Below are 19,059 nucleotides of genomic sequence, written 5' to 3'. Positions count from 1 at the left end.
GACGATGAGGCGCTCCTCGTTCGGGGGGTCATGCGAGGGCTCATCCACTCTCGGCGTTGATCCTGCGTGTTATAAAACGATTCACTTAAGGACGCATGGGAGCGCTCCCGAAACCTCTTCGGAGTGATGGCGAATCCGCGGCGGGGCAGACCGGCGGCGGCGAGGCAGTTCGTGCCGCCGGTCACCGTGACGTTGGGCGGGCTTCGCGACAGAGACGGGAGTCGGTTTTCGGCATGTCACTCCGATCTGGCGAAATCCCATTTCAGAGAGACTTCGGACGATCGTCGTGGCGACCTGGTCATGATCCAGGCGCTGCCCGCTGATCCGCGGCCCGGGCGGGCGCAGGGGGTGGCCGGGAGCGCGAACACCGGGAAGCCGCGACTGTGAGAGCTAATCGGGCGGGATTCATCGAGGAACTCCTGGAGTGTCGGAGTTTTAAATCGATATAACGACTGCGAGGGTAAGAGCGTGAACATCGGACCGTCAAGGCCTCAATTTCCGAGCCCCTGGCCCGACCTCGAACATCAATGGAGCTTCCGGGGTGGCGGGCGGATCGCACCTGAAACTTTCACGTCGACCTACGCGCAGCCCTGCCCTCGGCACACAGCTAGTAGTACTTTTCTCCCTGAGTCATAGTACTGGTCGACTCCCCCGAGAGGGCGCTGCCGAGGTTCGCCTCCCTGGCGGCGCCGGGGCCTCCTTCACCACCGGCGCGCGCCTGTCCGGACCGACGAGAGCGCAGCTGAGTGGGGGCGTGGTTGCTCCAGGCCTGTTAGTCGGGACGGGCCGCAGCAGCAAACCAGGGGGGCGGCATGGCCTTCGACCAGGCCAATCCCCCTCCCGCTGAGCATCTGCCGCATCCATAGACCATACCGTTCGGCGAAGTAATCATATTTTTGTTGACATCAGTGATGCGTGGCGGCATCCTGCTCGTCAAGCCCCGCATCGCTTGGCGGAACCAGCAGTGTTAACGCTCCCAGAGAGTTCCGCCGGGCCAACGGAGGGAACCCCCCATGTCAGACAGACGCATGAGCCGTCGCCACCTCCTCGCCAGTTCGGCCCTGACCGTCGGTGCCGCCGCGGCGACGCCACTGCTCGGGGCCTGCAGCGCCAGCTCGGGCCGCTCGGGCGGCACGTCCGGCGGCGGCAAGGTCGTAACCCTTACCGTCATGTTCAAGAGCGACGAGCTGACGAAGGAGCACATCGCCGACTTCGAGTCCAGGAACCCCGGAATAAAGATCAACTTCATCGAGTACGACGGCACGCGGCTCAATGCGATGCTCGCCTCGAACGAGGCACCGGACTTCGTGCGCGGAGCGGCGGTCGGCAGCGCGAGCGGCAACGCGCAGGAGCTGGCCACCGCGCTGGACCCGTACCTGGACAAGAGCAGCGTGTTGAGGAAGGAGCACCTGCTGCCGGTCAACGACAGCTTCCGGTGGGACGGCAGGCGCATCGGCCAGGGCCCCTTCTACGGAATCGTCAAGGACTGGAGCCAGGACGCCACGCTCTGGTACAACCGAGCGCTTTTCGAGGAAGCGAAGATAGAACCACTGAGTACGACCGAGCCGGTCTCGTACGACGAGCTGTTGGAGATCGCGAAGAAGCTGACCAAGAAGAGCGGTGGCAAGACCCAGGTCTACGGCCTCGGCGTGGAGTGGGCCTGGAACCTGTGGGCGCCGATCTCGACGATGATCCTGCAGCAGGGTGGCCGGCTGTACAACGCGGACCTGACCGAGACCGACATGACCACGCCGGAGGCTCTGCGAGCGCTGAAGTGGTACGTCGACTTCGCCCAGGCGGGCGTGGGGCCCACCCCGCTCGACCCGGCGCCCGACGGTGCCGACCTGTCACTCTTCCTCGCCAGGCGCATGGCGATCACCCAGGACGGTTACTGGTTCGGCGGCAACTTCGTCGAAGAATCCGACGAGATCAAGAACAACGTCGCGATGGCGCCCGCCCCGGTGATGGGGGACAAGCGGATCAGCCCCACCTACGTCGGCTGGGGTGCGTTCATCCCCGCGAAGGCCCAGCACAAGGACGAGGCGTGGAAGCTCATGGAGTACTACATGGCCGGCCCTCCGTCCGAGGAACGGGCGAAGAGCGGCTGGGGCATACCAGCCTTGAAATCGCAGATGTCCTTGATGCCGCAGCAGTTGCCGTACCAGAAGCAGGCGTACGAGACCCAGCAGGCCGAACTCCAGTACGCCGGCCAACTGCCCGACTCTCCGTACATCGGTGCCGCCGGCGCCTGGAACCCCGTGCTCGACAAGCACCTTCAGCGGGCCGTCAAGAAGGAGATCACCGTCGAGGCCGCCGGCAAGGCGATCACCGATGAGGTCAACAAGCTGCTGAGGCAGGGCAAGGAGCAGATCGGCTAGTGGCCGCCATCGCACCGGAAAGGGTGAGGCGCGGGCGGCGCGGCTGGAAGCGGTACCCCAGCCGGACGTTCTATCTGTTCGTCTCGCCCTGGGTCCTCGGTTTCGCGCTGCTCACCGCGCTGCCGCTCGGCTATGCGTTCGCGGTCAGCCTGACCAACTTCAACGGCGTCAGCGAGCGCTGGCGCTGGGTGGGCCTGCGAAACTACGTCGAGCTCATGAGTGACACGGCGGCCATCGACAGCCTGGTCCGGACGCTCGCGTTCACCGCGATCGCGGTGCCTCTCACAGTGATCGGCGGGCTCGCTCTGGCAGTGCTGCTCAACCAGCGGCTGAAGGCGGTCGGCCTGTTCCGGACGATCTTCTTCCTGCCGTCGGTGGTCCCGGTCGTCGCAATGGCGATCATGTGGAAACTCATCTTCAACCGGGACGCCGGCATCCTCAACACCATCCTCGAGAAGATCAGCGTCGGCCCGATCGCCTGGCTGGTCGACCCGTACGCGTTCTACGCGCTGATCATTCTCACCCTGTGGGGGCTCGGCGGCGGGATGGTGATCACGCTTGCTGCACTGCAGGGAGTTCCGGCCGAACTGGAGGAGGCGGCGCTCGTGGACGGCGCCAACCGCTGGCACGTGTTCCGCCACATCACCGTACCGATGATTTCGCCGGTCCTCCTCTTCCAGGTGGTGACCGGCATCATCGCCGCCCTTCAGATCATCATCCAGCCGCTGCTGCTGGCCCAGACGAACCAGGTCGGCAGGGTGGCCGAGGTGCCAGAAAGCACACATCTCTACATGGTTCAGGTCTATCAGGAATTCTTCGCTAACAACCGCTACGGCTACGGCTCCGCGATGCTGTGGGTGTTCTTCCTGGTCATCCTGGCCATCACGCTCTTGGTGCAGCGGACCAGCAGGCTCTGGGTCCACTACACGGTCGACAGCGAGGCCGACCGATGACCATGACGAAGACCACCATCGCAGCGCCCACCGTCAGCCCGCGGCGGCCGACCCGGCGCCGTCGGCGGCCCGCCAGGACGGCCGGCGCCTACTTACTGCTGATCACGCTCGCCATGCTGTTCGCCGGGCCATTCGTCTGGCTCGTGCTGGCCGCGTTGAAGACCAAGGCGGAGTGGGTGGCGATACCGGCGAAGATCCTGCCCGAGACACCGCGGTGGGAGAACTTCACCCAGGCTCTCACCGAGATCAACTTCCCGGCGTACCTGGGGAACTCGCTGTTCCTGTCGTTCCTGTTCGCGATCCTGGTGACGTTCTCCAGCGCGGCAGTCGGGTTCGGCTTCGCTCGCCTGCGCGGGCGCGGCAAACGCCCGCTGTTCGTCCTGTTGCTGTCCACCATGATGCTGCCGCAGATTCTGACCCTGATCCCGACGTACGTGATGTTCGCCCGAGCCGGGCTGGTCAACACGTACTGGCCGTGGGTGGTGTGGGGCCTGGCCGCCTCACCCTTCCTGGTGTTCATGTTCCGCCAGTTCTTCGCGGCCATCCCAGCTGAACTCGAGGACGCGGCGATCATCGACGGCTGCGGGTACGGCCGCATCTTCCTGCAGATCTTCCTGCCGCTGTCCCGGCCGGTGCTGTTGACCTCCTTCGTGCTCTCGTTCACCTGGACCTGGGGCGACTACATCGCACCGGCGCTGTTCCTCGACCCCGACCAGACCACGCTGTCCGTGGCCATCTCCGCGTTCTACCTCGACCCGCACGGCAACCCCGACGCCACGGTGCAGGCGGCGGCCGCCGCCCTCTACGTAATGCCCGTTCTGGCGATCTTCCTGTTCGCCCAGCGGTACTTCATCCGCGGCGTGGTCAGTTCGGGCTTGAAGGGTTAGCAAGCCCACGAATGACCTCCGCGCACCGAACCAGTACCACGACCCTGTCGTTCGGCTCTGTGGACCACCCTGCACCGGCCACCGGCCCACATGAACTAGTAGTATTTTTTTCCATAGTCATAGTACTGTGCACCCATTGTGTGGCCTGAAGGAAAGGTGCAGCTGTGCGACGACTCGACATCCCGAGCCAGATTCCCCCTCCCGTGGAAGGCCATCTGCGGCTGGGCGATCTGCCCCACCGGCCCGACGCGATCACCGTGAACTCCCGGTACTTGAGCCGGAGGGGCGAACCGTGGTTCCCGATCATGGGAGAGTTCCACTACGGCCGCTACCCCGCGTCCGAGTGGCGGGAAGAGCTGCTGAAGGTGCGAGCGGGCGGGGTGACGGTCGTCGCCACGTACGTCTTCTGGAACCTGCACGAGGAGCGGCGCGGAATCTTCGACTGGAGCGGCGACCGCGACCTGAGCCGTTTCGTGACCACCTGTGCCGAGCTGGGGCTCGATGTGGTGGTGCGGATCGGGCCGTGGGGGCACGGGGAGTCGCGCAACGGCGGCTTCCCGGACTGGGTGCTGGAGGCCGGCTGCGTGCCACGGACCGACGATCCCCGCTACATCGAGCTGGTCTGGCCGCTGTTCGAGCAGATCGGCAGCCGGCTCGCCGGCCTGACCCGCAAGCACGGGGGTCCGGTGGTGGCGGTGCAGGTGGAAAACGAGCTGTACGACCAGCCGGATCATCTCGTCACGCTGAAGCGCATCGCCCAGGCGGCGGGCATCGACGCGCCGCTGTGGACGGCGACCGGGTGGGGGCACGCGCAGTTGCCGCCGGATGAAGTGATCCCGCTGTTCGGCGGGTATCCGGAGGCCGCGTGGGACACCGCCGATGACGGCTGGCCGCAGCAGAGCCGGGCCCACTACTTCTTCGGCCCCGGCCGGGACGACGACTCCATCGGCTCGGACCTGCGCACCACCGAGGTGACCGGCTCGGACGAGAGCCACCTGGCCCGCTACCCGTTCGCCACCTGCGAGCTCGGCAGCGGGATGTACACCTCCTACCACCGCCGGCCGATCATCGAGGCCCCCGACATCGCCGCGCTGGGGCTGGTGAAGCTGGGCAGCGGGTCGGTTTGGCAGGGCTACTACATGTACCACGGGGCGTCCCAGAAGATCGGCGCGCTGTCCACCCTGCAGGAGTCGCACGCCACCGGCTACCCCAACGACTGCCCGGTGATCAGTTACGACTTCCAGGCGCCACTCGGCGAGTACGGGCAGTTCCGCGACTCCTTCCACCATCTGCGGCTGCAGCATCTGTGGCTGGCCGGCGACGGACCGGACCTGGCCACCATGACGCTGGTGATGCCGCCGGACGCCCCCGACGACACGGCCGACCGGAAGACGCTGCGCTGGTGCGTGCGCTCCGACGGTCGTTCGGGATTCTTGTTCGTCAACAACCACCAACCGGTCGAGACACTGCCCGCCCACGAGGAGGTGGAGTTCACGGTCGAGTTGGGCGGTCGCGAACTCGTCGTCCCCCGCGAGCCGGTGACGGTGCCCTCTGGCGCGTATTTCGTCTGGCCGCTCGCCCGCCCGGTCGGCGGCAGCCTGCTGCTGAGCGCCACCGCACAGCCCATGGGAGTGCTGGACGCCGACGAGCCGGTGCACGTCTTCTGCCAGACCGCCGGCATCCCGGTGGAGCTCGTCTTCGACGCCGCCACCGTCGCCGAGGTCGAGGGTCCCGCGACGGTGGAACACGACGGGGACCGTCTTGTGCTCACTGATCTCGCACCGGGCTCCGATTGCCTGCTGCGGATGCGCGACGCCTCCGGCGCCCGCGCGGCCGTCCTGGTACTGGACGCCGCCCGCGCCCTGACCGCGGCTCGGGGACGGCTGTGGGGGGCTCATCGGCTGGTCCTGAGCGAGCGGCCCGTAGTGATCGAGGAAGGCCGCCTGGTGGTCTACGGCCAGGGCTCCTCCGACGTACGGATCTTCCCCGCCCCGGCGTCCGCGACGCGGACCGACGGCGTGTTCGGCCTGCTGCCGGCGCCTGTCGCTGCCGGTCAGGCGCCCGAGGCGAAGGTGGAGCAGGTCAGGCAGGCGGGCCCGGCACGGCAACCGGTGATCGATCCCGCGTCCGGGCGGGCCTCCGCGCCCACCGACGCGGACTTCGACCAAGCCGCCGTGTACCGCATCACCATTCCCCGAGAGGCTTTCACGGGCGACGAAGAGGTGCTGCTGCGGTTGGACTGGATCGGCGATGTGGGCCGCGCCTACATCGGCGGCCGCCTGGTGGCCGACCAGTTCTGGTACGGCCCGGCCTGGGAGATCGGGCTGCGGCGCTTCCGTGAGGAGATTCTGGAGCACGGGCTCGAGGTGAGGCTGCTGCCACTGAGCGAGGACGCCCCCGTGTTCCTCTCCCCCGAGGTGCGGCCAATGGCCTATCCCGGCGGCTCCGTCCTGGAACTGCGCTCGGTCGACCTCATCCCGGTGCCCCGCACTGTGGTCATCGAGGACGAGCTGTGACGACACTGGACGAGGCGCTGGCCGCTCTGCCCGTCATCGCCATCATCAGAGCCGCCGGCTCCCGCCACCTCAACTCCGCGCTGGAGACCCTTGCCGACACCGGCGTCCGCGCGATGGAGATCACCATGACGACCCCCGGCGCGGCCGAGGCCATCCGATGGGCGACCGGAGGCGGGCTCCAGGGAGTAGCGGTCGGGGCAGGCACCGTGCTCGACGCAGCCTCGGCGCGCCAGGCCGTGGACGCGGGCGCCGGTTACCTGATCACACCTGCTGTGCTGCCCGAGGTGATCGGGGAAGCGCGGCGACTCGGCGTCCCCGTCCTCCCGGGTGCGTTCACGCCGACGGAGATCGTGCAGGCGTGGTCGCAAGGGGCCGCCCTGGTCAAGGTCTTTCCCGCAGGGGCGGCGGGCGGCCCCGGCTACGTCAAGGACGTGCGGGCCCCGTTGCCGCAGATCCCGCTCGTGCCGACCGGGGGCATCCGCATCGAGGATGTACCCGGCTACCTGCAGGCCGGGGTACGCGCTGTGGGGATGGGCTCGCCGCTGTTGGGCGACGCGTGCGCGGACGGTGACACGGCAGCGCTGGCCGCCCGCGCCAAGCGGCTGGTCGAGATCGTCGGGCGGAGGGGCTCGGATGGGTGAGCTGGTCACCTTGGGCGAGGTCATGGCGGTGACGCGGGTGTCCGGCATCGGCACGCCGTCACCCGGTGCCGCGGCCATGCTGTCGTACGCCGGCGCGGAGGCGACCGTCGCGATCGGGGTGGCCAGGCTGGGGCACCGCGCCACCTGGTTGGGGCGGCTCGGCCGGGACGCGGCAGCGGACATGATCCTGACCTCGATGCGGGGCGAGGGCGTCGACGTCTCCCGTACGGCGCGCGACGGCGACCGGCCCACCGGGCAGATGACGCGTTACCGGCGCACCGCCGATCGGGTGGTGGTCGCCTACCACCGCAGGGAAGGGGCCGGGGTGCGGCTCTCTCCCGGCGACGTCGCCACCGAGGCGATCGTCTCGGCGGACGTGCTGCATCTGACGGGGATCACCCCGGCGCTCGGCCCCGAACCCGCGGCCGCGGTGGAGCGAGCGCTGGCGGTCGCCGAGCAAGCGGGCGTGCCGGTCAGCTTCGACGTCAACTACCGCGCCCTGCTGTGGCCGCCCGAACAGGCCGGTGAGGTGCTGCGGCGACTCGTCGGCCGGGCGGAGGTGGTGTTCGCCGGCCTGGAGGAAGCGCGGCTCCTCGCGAACCGAGCATCGGCGGCGCAGGCGGACGCGAACGATCCTGGCGTGCTGGCCCGGCTGTTGCTGGATCTGGGGCCGCGCGAGGTCGTCATCAAGCTGGGGCGCGAGGGTGCGTACGTCACCGACGGGAACGTGGTGCTGCGGGTGCCTGCCCGCGAGGTCAGCGAGGTGGACCCGGTCGGGGCGGGCGACGCCTTCGTCGCGGGCTACCTGTCCGGGCGGCTGGACGGGCTCGACCTGGCCGGCCGCGCGGGGCGCGGCGTGACGTGCGGGGCGTTCGCCGTGGCGACGTGGGGTGATTGGGAGGGGCTGCCGCGGCGGCGCGAGCTGGACCTTCTCGCGGCGGGTGACGGTGTGGCCCGTTGACGGCCGGCCTTGATCGTCCGGCCTCGCCACCGTTCGGCGTCCGGCCTTGATCGTCCGGCCTTGCCGCCGTTCAGCGTCCGGCCTGCTCTCCGTGCACCTTCTTGGCCAGGTCGACGTCCGCGATGGAGCGCTCGACCAGCGCTCGCATCGCGGTCTCGGCCACCTTCGGCCGCTGCTTGCGCACGGCGAGCAGCACCTCGGCGTGCTTGTCGGTGGATTCGCTGGTGAGCGTCGCGTGCACGAACTGGTCGCGCAACCGCAGCCCTGCCTCGATCGCGGTGGCCATCTGCGTCATCAGTTCATTGTGCGCGGCACGCAGCAGGGTGTGGTGGAAGACCAGGTCGGCTTCTACGTGGTCGGCGGCCGGTCTGCCCACCGCCGTCCGCATGGCGGCCAGGGCGTCTTCCAGATCGGCCAGGTCGCGATCGGTGCGGCGCAGCGCCGCCATGCGCGCCACGGCCGGCTCGACGGTCAGCCGTACCTCGCCCAGCTCGTCCAGGAACGTCTCGTCCACTCGGTCGGCGAAGCGCCAGCGCAGCACGTCGGCATCCAGGAGCGCCCAGTGCTCGCGCGGCGCCACGAAGGTGCCTCGCCTGGGCCGGGCTCCCACCAGGCCCTTGGCGGCCAGCACGCGCAGCGCCTCGCGCACGGCGGTCCTGCTCACAGAGAAACGCTCCTGCAGCGCTGCCACGTCGAGGTCCTCGTCGGGTGTGATGTCGCCATTGACGATGGCCATGCCCAGACTGCCGACCACCCGGTCGTGCGCGCCGACTCTCCCGATCTCCGTCATGGCGGAATCATGCCATGCCCGCACTCTCGACCACCGCCCCCATGGATCGCCTACATCACCTCTAAAGCATACTAGTGCAAAAAGTAATCGTATTTATTGTTGACTTTGGCGTGGTGGGACGGCATCCTGCTCGTCAAGTCCCGTATCCGGGCACGTGAATCCCCCAACGAAGGAGTCGACGATGAGCGACGTGACGCGGCGTACCTTCCTGCGTCGAACCGGTCTGATCGGCGGTGGTCTGCTCGCCGCGCCGGTCCTCGGCGCCTGCGGCGGCGGGGCCGATGGCGGCCCGGCGGTCACGTCGGGCGCCGTGACGATCAACTTCTGGACGCACGACCCAGGCTATGTGAAGACCTTCACGGAGTCTGCCAAGCGGCTCAGCGATGCGCCGAACGGTGCCTTCGACTACACCGTGAAAGCCACCCAGGCCGACAGCGAGGCCCTGGTCACCAAGATGATCTCGCAGGGCGCGGCCGGCACCGGGACTCCCGACATGATCGGGATCGTGATCAGCGTCTTCCCGCGGGTCATGACCGGCGGTATCGGCAAGCAGCTCCTGCTCGACCTGGACAGCGTCGTCGCCCCGGTCAAGGACGACCTGCTGCGCACTTCCCCGTACAGCATCGACGGCAAGCTGTACGCGCTGGAGTCCGACACCTGTCTCAGCGTCATGTACTACCGCGAGGACGAGTTCAGGAAGAACGACATCCCCGAAGACGTCGGCACCTGGGAGGAGCTGGCGGAGATCGGCGCCCGGCTGCACAAGAAGACCGGGCAGTCGCTCGGCACCGTCGCCACGGGCGACAACACCTCCATCACGAACGCATTCCTGCAGTTGCTGCTGCAGCGTGGCGGCGGCTACTTCGACCAGAGCGGCAACCTCATCCTGGACTCCCCCGAGGCCGTCGAGGTGCTCGACTTCATGGCCAAGGGCGTGGCCAGCGGCTTCCTGCTGTCCCTGCCGGACCCGTACGGTGCGCCGAACACCGCCGCGCTCAAGAACGACAAGCTCATCGCCACCGTGATGCCGAACTGGTACAACGTCTACGGCTTGCAGACCAACGTGCCCGAGCAGAAGGGCAAGTGGCGGATCCGCACGCTGCCGCGCTTCGCGGGCGGCGGCCACATCGCCTCCAACCTCGGCGGCACCGGCTTCGCCGTGCTCAAGGACAAGCCCAACACCGCAGCCGCCACCGAGCTCCTCAAGCAGACGTATCTGACCAAGGAAGGGCAGCTACTGCGCTTCCAGCAGGGCGGCTTCCTGCCCACCCTCAAGTCGCTCTACCAGGACAAGGATTTCCTCGACGTCGAGGACGCATACCTGGGCGGGCAGCGCCTGTTCGACGTCTACACCCCCGCCTCGGAGGACAGCCCGGTCTTCTATCAGCATTCCCAGCTGAACGTGCTCATCGAAGCGCTGGGCGGCCCCATGCTGGAGACGCTGCAGGGCAAGAAGAAGCCCGCTGAGACGATCAAGGAGGCGGTGGCCGCCTACAACAGCAAGAAGGGCAACTGACGTGCCATCTGCCGCCGGGCGGCGAGCGCTGGCGCCTTACGCCTTCATCTCCCCCTTCTATCTGCTGTACGCGCTGTTCCTGGTCGTCCCGATCGGCATCGGCGGCTACCTGAGCCTGACCGAGTGGGCCGGACTCGGCACTCCGCTGTGGGTTGGGCTGGACAACTACACCCGGCTGTTCGGCGACGGCAGCTTCCTGACCGCGGTCGTCAACACCATGCTGTACGTGCTGTTCTCGGTGTGCGTCGTGGTGCCGGCCGCGCTGCTGATCGCCCAGGGCCTCAACGCGCGCGGCCTGCGCGGCCGCGACTTCTTCCGGTTGACGTTCTTCATGCCCGTCGTGCTGTCGCCGATCATCATCGCGCTGGTCTTCACGCTGTTCTACGACCGCGAATACGGCCTCTTCAACGCCGCGCTCCGGGGCTTCTTCGGCTGGGGCGGCATCGACTGGCTGGGCGAGCCGTCCTGGGCGAAGGTCAGCGTGATGCTTCTGGTGCTGTGGCGCTGGACCGGCTACTTGACGATCTTCTTCCTGGCCGGTCTGAAGAACATCCCGCGTGAGCTGTACGAGGCCGCCAGCATCGACGGCGCCGGCCGCGTGCACAGCTTCTTCAACGTCACCCTTCCCATGCTCAAGCCCGTCACCGCGTTCGTCGCCGTCACCGTCATGGTCGGCACCGCGCAGATTCTCGAGGAGCCCATGCTGTTGACCGAGGGCGGCCCAGGCGAGGCGACGCTGTCGGTGGCGATGTTCATCTACCGGGAGGCCTTCACCCGGCAGCAGCTCGGCTACGCGGCTGCGGCCGGCGTCGTGATGTTCGTCATCGTCTTCCTCATCGGGCGCGCTGCCAACGCGGTGTTCGGGGTGGGGAGGGAGAGATGAGCGCCTCGCACGCCAGGCGCGTCCCGGCAGGCCCGGCGACCCGCCGGCCCCGGCTGGTGTACGTCCTGCTGATCGCTCTCGTGGTGATGTTCGTGCTGCCGCTGTTGTGGGCGCTCAGCTCGTCGTTCAAGCATCGCGGCGACATCTTCACCTACCCGCCGCAACCACTGCCGTCGCCGTTCACGCTGGAGAACTACACCCGCCTGCTGGAGACGCAGCCGTTCTGGGGCTGGTTCGCGACCAGCACCATCGTGGCGGTGGTGTCCACGGCAGTGTCGGTGTTCGTGTGCGCGCTGGCCGGCTTCGCCTTCGCCAAGTACCGCTTCCGCGGCAAGCGGCTGCTCTTCGACGTCATGTTCAGCTCCATGGCCGTGCCGTTCGCAGTGATCGTCGTGCCCCTGTTCGTCATGCTCATCAAGGCCGGCGTCACCAACGTCTACTTCAGCCTGATCGTGCCGTGGGTGGCCCCCGCGTTCGGGATCTTCATGATGCGCCAGTATGCCGAGCAGGCCGTGCCCGACTCGGTGCTGGAGGCCGCCCGCATCGACGGCGCCTCGGAGTTCGGGTTGTTCACCCGGGTGGTGCTGCCGCTGCTGCGCCCCGCGTTGGGCGCGCTCGCCGTCTGGAGCTTCCTCAACAGCTACAACAGCTTCTTCTGGCCGCTCATCGTGGTCTCCGACCCGGCTCAGTACACGTTGCCGCTGGGCATCCAGTCGCTGTACGCCGCCGAGGCCCGCCAGGTCGACCTGGTGCTGGCCGGCAGCGTGCTCGCCGCCATCCCCAGTCTGATCATGTTCATCCTGCTGCGTAAGCAGCTGCTCGACGGCCTGACCGCGGGCGCCGTCAAATCCTGAGGGAGCCGACCTCTTGTCCAAGTTGACCATCACGCTCTGGGACTTCACCTGGTACAGCAGGACCGGGCCCGGAGAGCCGTTCCAGGACCTGGATCGTGCCTTCACCGAGGCGGTGGCGCGCGGGTACAACACCGTGCGCATCTGCGCCATGCCGTACCTGCTGTTCGGATCAGGGCTGGACACCTCTGCTCTGACCTTCACCCCCTTCGGCCGCGGTTACGGCCTCGGCACACGCTGGTACGACGTCCGTGGGAGCACGACGCTGGACGGCCGCGCACACCTGCTGGCACTGTTCCGGGCCGCCCGGCGGCACGGCTGCCAAGTGATCGTCTCCTCCTGGGAGTATCAGCAGAGCTCCAGTTTCCTGGGTGACCCCGCCTGGTATGAAGCGCTGCGCGCGGTGCCGGCCGAGCGGCGCGCGAACGCGCTTGCCGAGGCCCTCGCCGACCTGGTGGACTTCGTGGCCGGCCACGGCCTGGCCGAGCAGATCGCGTTCGTCGAGCTGCACAACGAGATCCAGTCCACCTGGCTCACCGATGCGCTCTCGCCCGGCGAGTCCCGGGTGCTCGGCCTGCGGCCGTACCTCGAGAAGGCCATCGACGTGTTCAAGGCCCGGCATCCGGGCACTCCCGTGACGGTGAACTACGCCCGTGTGCCGCATGCCGAGATGCGCGGCATCCCCGCCAACATCGATGTCGCCGTCTTCCACCCCTACGTCTACGGCGTCCTGGACGAACTCATCGACACCTTCGCGCTGCGCGACACCACCGTGCCGTTCCCACAGGAGCGCGCCCGGCGGGAACTGCTGCGCCCGGACGCTCCTGACCTGCGGGAATGGCATCCGGAGCAGCAGTGGCGCAGCGCGGCAACGGTGGTGCCGGCCCGCGAGGTGTACCTCCACGACTGGTGCGACCCGGCACGGTTCGACCGCTGGCTGTACGACCGGCACGCCGCCTACCGCTACGGCATGGCCGAGAGGCTGCGCATCTGGATCGAGGTGGCCGCCGACTGGGCCGCCGCCCGCGATCTGCCCCTGGTGTTCGGCGAGGGCTGGGTCGGCTACACCCCGCTGCACGGCACTTTCGAGGAAGGGCCCGTGGGAGCCGGAATCTGCCTGGACGCCGTTGAGCATGCCCGGCGCGTCGGCGCGTGGGGCACCGTGGTCTGCTCGAACGCGGCCCCCCACCATCCGATGTGGGCCGATGCGGACCTGCAGGTCACCGCCAACGCGCTGTTCGCGGGGCAGCGATGAACGGCCGCTTCGAGGCCAGGACGGCCCTGGTCACCGGCGCGGCCTCGGGCATCGGCGCGGCCACCGCCCGCCGCCTGGCCGCCGAGGGGGCACGGGTGCTGCTGGCCGACATCGCCGACGAGCAGGGCCGCGACGTGGCCACCGCGATCGGCGAGCGGGCCGCCTTCGTGCACCTGGACGTCGCCTCCGCCCGCGACTGGGCCGCCGTCCTGGAGGAGGTGCGTGATCGGTTCGGCCGCCTGGACGTCCTGCACGCCAATGGCCCCGGCCGGGTCGTGCCCGCCCGCCCTGCGCACGAGATGCCCGAGGAGGACTGGGACCTGCAGCTCGACGTCTCGCTCAAGGCCGCCTATCTGGCGGCGCGCACGTTCTGCCCGCTGCTGGCCGAGACCTCGGGGACGCTGGTCATCACTTCCTCCGTGCACGCGCAGACCGGCATCCCCGGCTGCGCGCCGTACGCCGCCGCCAAGGGCGGCCTGCAGTCGCTGACCCGTCAGCTCGCCGTCGAGTACGCCCCTCAGGTGCGCGTCAACGCGATCGTCCCCGGGCCGATCATGAGCCCCGCCTGGGACGGCATCGACGACCAGGGTAGAGCCGCCACCATCGCCGAGACCCCGGCGGGACGCTTCGGCACCCCTGACGAGGTGGCCGCCGCTGTCGCCTTCCTCGCCGCGCCGGAGGCCTCCTTCATCACCGGCGCCTGCCTCAACGTCGACGGCGGCTGGAGCATCTCCACCACTTCCTCCTAGAACGGAGCACCATGAAGATCGTCTCCATGGACACCTTCCTCGTCCCACCCCGTTGGCTGTTCCTGCGCATTCGCACCGACGAGGACGTCACCGGCTGGGGCGAGCCGGTCGTCGAAGGCCGGGCCGAAACCGTCCGGGCCGCGGTCGCCGAGCTGGCCGACTACCTGATCGGCGAGGACCCGCTGCGCATCGAGGACCACTGGCAGGTCCTGAGCAAAAGCGGCTTCTACCGGGGTGGTCCGGTGCTGTCCAGCGCGGTCGCCGGCATCGACCAGGCGCTGTGGGACATCGCCGGCAAGGCCGCCGGGCTGCCCGTGCACCAGTTGCTGGGCGGCCCGGTACGCGAGAAGGCCCGCATGTACGCCTGGATCGGCGGCGACAGGCCCGCCGAGGTGGCCGAGCTCGCCGCCGCTCAGGTCGAGGCCGGGTTCACCGCCGTCAAGATGAACGGCTCCGCCGAGCTGACCGCCATCGACACCCCGGCCCGCACCCTGGAGGTCGTCCAGCGCGTCGCCGCCGTGCGGGAAGCCATCGGCGAGCACCACGACCTGGTGGTGGACCTGCACGGCCGGGCCTCCACCGCCATGGCCCGGCGGCTGCTGCCGCTGCTGGAGCCGTACCTGCCGATGTTCGTGGAGGAGGCGGTGCTGCCGGAGCACTCGCGTAACCTGGCCGCGCTCGCCACGAGCACATCCATCCCGCTCGCGACCGGTGAGCGGTTGTTCTCGCGGTGGGACTTTCGCGACGTCATCGGGCACGGCATCGCGGTGGCCCAACCGGACGTGAGCCACGCCGGCGGAATTTCGGAGGTCCGCCGGATCGCCGCGATGGCCGAGACCTACGACGTGACCATGGCCCCGCACTGCCCGCTCGGCCCGATCTCCCTGGCGGCCAGCCTGCAACTGGCCTTCGCCATCCCCAACTTCCTCATCCAGGAGCAGAGCGTCGGCATCCACTACAACCAGGGGAACGACATCCTGGACTACCTCGTCGATCCCGCTCCGCTGACCTTCCCCGGCGGGTACGCCACCCGCACCAGCCGCCCCGGGCTCGGCATCGAGATCGACGAGGCCGAGGTGGAGCGGATGGCGCGGCAGGGCCACCGCTGGCGCAGCCCGCTGTGGCGCCACACCGACGGCTCCTTCGCCGAGTGGTGACGGTTACCAGGTCCGGAAGGCCGTCAAGCTGGTGAGAGCCCGATGAGGGCTGCCGTAGTCGAAGAACGTGGTGTCCTCGGCGGTCAGCACACGGACTATGCGACCTCCTCGGGTACTTCTACCGCCAGCAGGAACAGGCTGTCACGGACGGTAATGAGCCACGTGCCGGAGGCGGCGCGCGTTCGCTCGGCCAGTCCGGAGAGCCCTGTGCCGGACAGGGTGAAGGCAGGTGGGATGGGGGTCGGGCCGGGTGCTCCCGCGGAGTCGGCCGCCGAAGAGTCCCGGACGCCGTCGTTGACCATCTCCAGGCGTACCGCGCCCTGATGGCGAGTGAGGCTGATGGTGCAGGTGCGGGCGTCGCTGTGACGCAGCAGGTTCGTGGTTCCTTCGCGGATCGCCCAGGCCAGGGCGTTCTCGGCCGGGCCGGACAGGGGCGGCAGGTGGGCCACGTCCAGGCGGGTGTCGACGCCGGCGGTGCCGAGCAGGGCAGCAGCGCCGTCGATCTCGGTGCGCAGCGACACGGACGCGGACGCCGCCCTCGACGGTCTCGAGCTCGACCACGGTGAGGAAGTCGTACGGGTCCACGCCGGGGATGAAGTCGGCGAGCGAGGGCCCGGCTCCGACACCTCGACGAACTTCTTGCGGGACTCGGTGCTCAGCGGCATCCCGTGGCCGTGGCCGCCCTTGACCTGTACCGGCGCTGTCGTCGACCGGCCCTGACACAACGCGAGTGGGCCGTGCCGTGCGGGGTTGGGGTTTCGCCGCGAACGGAGCACGGTTTACACGAACGGAGCACGGTTACACGGACGGGACACTGAGCCCGTGTGAGACGAGCGGGATCCCACCCCGGGTGGCGGGGTGGGATCCCTCGGTTCAGGACCGGAAGGTCACTTGGTCGGGGCGCAGTGCTGCTCGTAGCCCGACTTGTAGCCTCCCATGAAGCCTTCCCGATAGGAGCCGGTGCGCATGTGCTTGGTCCTGGTCCTGAGACTCATCGGCCGCTTGTGCTTGCAGTCAGCTCGGCCTTGGGCGAAACCACTCTTCCGGCCGCGCTGGTACTCCTTCTTCCTCTTCTCGCTCGGCGGGGCGCTCGCGACATCCGTGCTCGTGTGAGAGCTGGTCGCGGTTGTCTGCGCGAGGGCCTGGGTGGCTGAGGCCGGAGAGGCTACAGCCGGTGCGAGTGCGACAGCGGTGAGAAGCGCCGGGCCAGCCAGCATCGTCGTGATGCGCATTGTGGTCTCCCTTCCTGTCGCTCCTCAGCGTGAACGGGGTCGTGTCACCGTGCCGTGACAGTGCCGTGACGGTGCCGTGACGTGGGCGTCACCGGGCTTCGGGTGAGCGCCCGTACGGCGGGGTCTGGACCCGCGACCCGTTCGCGGAAATCGCGCGGCGGTTGTGTGCCGAGACTGGCGCGGAGATGACGCGCTATAGGGGTTGAGGTTTAGGCCGCGAGCGGAGCGGTACGGCCTGTGCCGGGTTGGTTGCCGCGCACGTGTCCCTCGACGCCCGCAAGATCATCCCCGCGGGGGTTGCTCGGCCTGGCAGTCATGAATGCAGTCGGTCGTTTCCACATGCGGACATGGTGAGCCGGGCTGAAATCGTGGGCGGCGATGGTAATACTCCAGCGAGGGCGAGAAGTTGCTGTGCCCAAGCGTGGATAAGGGTGCTCGCGTGTGGGATGACGCCGGCTCGTGACCGCAGGGGGAGGTCCTGGCGAAACCGCAGCAGACCGGCTACTAAGAGTGGTTTCGCAGGGGTGTACGTGGCGCCCGCTTCGATCTGCTGCAAGGCACTGACGTTGGCCTCGGCTGCGTGGACTGGTTCGCGGTGCCGCGTGTCCTCTACCGTGTTCCCCCGGCGTGCCTGGCCTCGGCAGTGAGCAGTCGCGGCCGTCAATCGCAGCCGCAGCTGCAGCCGTCGCACCCGCAACCGCCGTCCTCGCCCGAGCAGCAGGAACAACAATCACCGCAGTTGCCGCAGCACTCGTAACCGGAACAGTCGAAGCGCTGGCAGCAGGAGCCCTCGCGGTCCTCGTCCCAGGCGGGCCGGTACAGGCCGCAGGTGCAGCAGGCCAACGCCGCGCACGCCAGCGACAGCAGCCCGCCGGGATCCCGCTTCGGCGGCCGTCGTCGCGGCGGTGCGCCGGGATCGCCGGGCGGGTGGCCCGGTGAATGACCCGGTGAGTGACCGGGGCCGTGCGTGCCTGCGGCGGTCTGCGATCCGGCGGCGGCGAAGGCTCGGGAGACGGCGTTGCCGGTTTCCCGTACCAGCAGGGCGCGGGTCAGGGCGGGGCGGGGCAGGTCGAGCGCGTTCACGGCGGCGCGCAGGTCGGCGTGCGCGGCGTCGCAGTGGCGGCGCGCCTCGTCCAGGTCGGTGCCGGTGGCGGCCAGCGGGTTGTACGCCCCGGACGCCCGGTCGTCGGCCAGGTCCTCCACCGCGTCGATGAGGTGGGCCAGCCTCCCGAACCCGCGACCGGCCGCCTCCAAGGCCTCGCGGTTGTGGGGCTTGCCCGCGAGCACCCCCGTGTGCGCGAACGCCGCCGCTACGGCGTCCTCGGTGGGCCCCGTCAACTCCCGCAATCCGGGCGCCGCGCCGCTGCCCGGGGGCCTCTGGGCGGGGATGCGTTCCAGGAGGGCCTGGCGGGCGGCCGCCGCCGTCAGCGGGGTGGGATCGAAGCCCAGCGTGCCGGCCGTTGCCGTACCGGCGGAGGACCAGCGGCCCGCCAGGCGTCTGGCGCCGGCGGCCAGGGGGCGGCGGGCGTACATGCCGTCGCCATCCGCCACGTGGTCGTTCACCTTGCCGGCCGCCAGGAGCAGCGACACCGAGGCCGCCAGCCGTACCCCTTCGGACTCCACCACGTCGGCGCCCTTGAAGCCGCGCAGCGCGCACGGCCCTGCCTTCCGGCGCGACGTGGGCGCGGACCTCTGGGCCTCGGTCAGGACGGAGACGAGCAGGCCGTCGTAGTTGGTCACCAGACGGGACAGATGTCCGTGCTCGTCGCGGAGGGCCAAGCAGAGTCCACACAAGTGGCCCATCCAGTCCGCGTAGAGCCCCTTGCACAGGACGTGCTGGCACGGGCGGACAATGCCGAACATACGTCCCCTTATGATCACAATGGAGAGCCAACCGTAGCAGCAGGCCGTCAGAAGATGCGGCAACGGCGGGAGAATCCCCAAGAAACGCCGCTCCGGAGCCGGGCCCACGTGCTCCTGTGGACACCGATCGCGATCACGGTGGCCGGTGTCGTCGGTGGCCTGGGGCTGTTCGCGGTCGCCGACGCCGACCCGACGTACGGTTCGTCCGCTCTCGGCTATCTCGGCCTCGCCGTATGGGGCGCCCTCGTGGTCGGGTCACCGGTCCTGCTCGGGTCGTTCACCGCCGGGCTGATCATGCTGAACCGAGCGCGCCGCTGATGCTCCGCGCTGAGCGGGTCCCAGCGCCGTTCGTGCTCATCCGTGAGGAGCCTTGTCGGCCCGGTACGCCGTCGATCGAAGGGTGGAGGGCGTCAATACTCGCGCTCGT

The 19,059-nt window shown here is 68.9% G+C and carries 16 protein-coding genes; 13 read left to right on the top strand and 3 right to left on the bottom strand.

What is annotated here, in order from left to right; genetic code table 11:
- Positions 1–1,013: 1,013 nt before the first annotated feature.
- The 6 genes from FH608_RS19085 (at position 1,014) to FH608_RS19060 (ending at position 8,336) form a co-directional block, all read left to right on the top strand.
- On the top strand, positions 1,014–2,378 hold the full coding sequence (locus tag FH608_RS19085; RefSeq protein WP_139631882.1) for an ABC transporter substrate-binding protein: 1,365 nt from the start codon (positions 1,014–1,016) through the stop codon (positions 2,376–2,378).
- A complete protein-coding gene (locus FH608_RS19080; RefSeq protein WP_226899676.1) occupies positions 2,378–3,331 on the top strand; it encodes a carbohydrate ABC transporter permease in 954 nt (317 codons plus the stop codon). The genes FH608_RS19085 and FH608_RS19080 overlap by 1 nt, the downstream gene beginning before the upstream one ends.
- Complete coding sequence (locus FH608_RS19075) at positions 3,328–4,218, top strand: carbohydrate ABC transporter permease (protein WP_226899675.1); 891 nt, start codon at positions 3,328–3,330, stop codon at positions 4,216–4,218. Before FH608_RS19080 ends, FH608_RS19075 begins: the two co-directional genes overlap by 4 nt.
- A gap of 164 nt (positions 4,219–4,382) precedes the next feature.
- A complete protein-coding gene (locus FH608_RS19070) occupies positions 4,383–6,734 on the top strand; it encodes a beta-galactosidase (RefSeq protein WP_226899674.1) in 2,352 nt (783 codons plus the stop codon).
- Entirely contained in the window at positions 6,731–7,375 is a 645-nt protein-coding gene (locus FH608_RS19065) for a bifunctional 4-hydroxy-2-oxoglutarate aldolase/2-dehydro-3-deoxy-phosphogluconate aldolase (RefSeq protein ID WP_139631881.1), read from the top strand. The genes FH608_RS19070 and FH608_RS19065 overlap by 4 nt, the downstream gene beginning before the upstream one ends.
- Positions 7,368–8,336 (top strand): sugar kinase, encoded by a 969-nt coding sequence (locus tag FH608_RS19060; RefSeq protein WP_139631880.1) that lies wholly within the window; start codon positions 7,368–7,370, stop codon positions 8,334–8,336. Before FH608_RS19065 ends, FH608_RS19060 begins: the two co-directional genes overlap by 8 nt.
- Before the next feature lie 70 nt (positions 8,337–8,406).
- Here the strand turns inward: FH608_RS19060 and FH608_RS19055 are convergent, their stop codons facing one another.
- The gene (locus tag FH608_RS19055; RefSeq protein WP_139631879.1) at positions 8,407–9,126 is read right to left on the bottom strand and encodes a FadR/GntR family transcriptional regulator; all 720 of its coding nucleotides are present in this window, start codon (positions 9,124–9,126) and stop codon (positions 8,407–8,409) included.
- Positions 9,127–9,307: 181 nt separating this feature from the next.
- Here FH608_RS19055 and FH608_RS19050 point away from each other — a divergent pair, with 181 nt between their 5' ends.
- The 6 genes from FH608_RS19050 to dgoD are packed head-to-tail and all read left to right on the top strand — an operon-like array spanning position 9,308 to position 15,537.
- Positions 9,308–10,642, top strand: a complete 1,335-nt coding sequence (locus FH608_RS19050) for an ABC transporter substrate-binding protein (RefSeq protein WP_139631878.1) — start codon at positions 9,308–9,310, stop codon at positions 10,640–10,642.
- A gap of 1 nt (position 10,643) precedes the next feature.
- Positions 10,644–11,525 carry a carbohydrate ABC transporter permease gene (locus FH608_RS19045; protein WP_139631877.1) on the top strand — a complete coding sequence of 294 codons (882 nt, stop codon included), beginning with the start codon at positions 10,644–10,646 and terminating at the stop codon, positions 11,523–11,525.
- Positions 11,522–12,379 (top strand): carbohydrate ABC transporter permease, encoded by an 858-nt coding sequence (locus FH608_RS19040; RefSeq protein ID WP_139631876.1) that lies wholly within the window; start codon positions 11,522–11,524, stop codon positions 12,377–12,379. Before FH608_RS19045 ends, FH608_RS19040 begins: the two co-directional genes overlap by 4 nt.
- A 13-nt stretch (positions 12,380–12,392) precedes the next feature.
- The gene (locus tag FH608_RS19035) at positions 12,393–13,631 is read left to right on the top strand and encodes a cellulase-like family protein (RefSeq protein ID WP_139631875.1); all 1,239 of its coding nucleotides are present in this window, start codon (positions 12,393–12,395) and stop codon (positions 13,629–13,631) included.
- A complete protein-coding gene (locus FH608_RS19030) occupies positions 13,628–14,380 on the top strand; it encodes an SDR family NAD(P)-dependent oxidoreductase (protein ID WP_139631874.1) in 753 nt (250 codons plus the stop codon). Before FH608_RS19035 ends, FH608_RS19030 begins: the two co-directional genes overlap by 4 nt.
- A gap of 11 nt (positions 14,381–14,391) precedes the next feature.
- Positions 14,392–15,537 carry a galactonate dehydratase gene (gene dgoD, locus FH608_RS19025; RefSeq protein ID WP_139631873.1) on the top strand — a complete coding sequence of 382 codons (1,146 nt, stop codon included), beginning with the start codon at positions 14,392–14,394 and terminating at the stop codon, positions 15,535–15,537.
- 95 nt (positions 15,538–15,632) lie between these two features.
- Here the strand turns inward: dgoD and FH608_RS19020 are convergent, their stop codons facing one another.
- Together FH608_RS19020 and FH608_RS19015 are read right to left on the bottom strand one after the other, a co-directional pair.
- A complete protein-coding gene (locus tag FH608_RS19020; protein WP_139631872.1) occupies positions 15,633–16,058 on the bottom strand; it encodes a sensor histidine kinase in 426 nt (141 codons plus the stop codon).
- Positions 16,059–17,429: 1,371 nt separating this feature from the next.
- On the bottom strand, positions 17,430–18,632 hold the full coding sequence (locus FH608_RS19015; protein ID WP_139631871.1) for a DUF5685 family protein: 1,203 nt from the start codon (positions 18,630–18,632) through the stop codon (positions 17,430–17,432).
- A gap of 108 nt (positions 18,633–18,740) precedes the next feature.
- Between FH608_RS19015 and FH608_RS19010 the strand changes: the two genes are divergently transcribed.
- On the top strand, positions 18,741–18,950 hold the full coding sequence (locus FH608_RS19010) for a hypothetical protein (protein ID WP_139631870.1): 210 nt from the start codon (positions 18,741–18,743) through the stop codon (positions 18,948–18,950).
- Positions 18,951–19,059: the final 109 nt, after the last annotated feature.

This window comes from Nonomuraea phyllanthi (assembly GCF_006334985.2).
Classification (GTDB): Bacteria; Actinomycetota; Actinomycetes; order Streptosporangiales; family Streptosporangiaceae; genus Nonomuraea; species Nonomuraea phyllanthi.
This window is presented reverse-complemented; position numbering and strand designations above follow the sequence as displayed.

Excerpts from the sequence above, each read along its gene's own strand:
- FH608_RS19085 (WP_139631882.1), top strand. The coding sequence starts at position 1,014 with ATGTCAGACAGACGCATGAGCCGTCGCCACCTCCTCGCCAGTTCGGCC.
- FH608_RS19075 (WP_226899675.1), top strand. The coding sequence starts at position 3,328 with ATGACCATGACGAAGACCACCATCGCAGCGCCCACCGTCAGCCCGCGG.
- FH608_RS19060 (WP_139631880.1), top strand. The coding sequence starts at position 7,368 with ATGGGTGAGCTGGTCACCTTGGGCGAGGTCATGGCGGTGACGCGGGTG.
- FH608_RS19055 (WP_139631879.1), bottom strand. The coding sequence starts at position 9,126 with ATGACGGAGATCGGGAGAGTCGGCGCGCACGACCGGGTGGTCGGCAGT.
- FH608_RS19050 (WP_139631878.1), top strand. The coding sequence starts at position 9,308 with ATGAGCGACGTGACGCGGCGTACCTTCCTGCGTCGAACCGGTCTGATC.
- FH608_RS19040 (WP_139631876.1), top strand. The coding sequence starts at position 11,522 with ATGAGCGCCTCGCACGCCAGGCGCGTCCCGGCAGGCCCGGCGACCCGC.
- FH608_RS19030 (WP_139631874.1), top strand. The coding sequence starts at position 13,628 with ATGAACGGCCGCTTCGAGGCCAGGACGGCCCTGGTCACCGGCGCGGCC.
- dgoD (WP_139631873.1), top strand. The coding sequence starts at position 14,392 with ATGAAGATCGTCTCCATGGACACCTTCCTCGTCCCACCCCGTTGGCTG.
- FH608_RS19015 (WP_139631871.1), bottom strand. The coding sequence starts at position 18,632 with ATGTTCGGCATTGTCCGCCCGTGCCAGCACGTCCTGTGCAAGGGGCTC.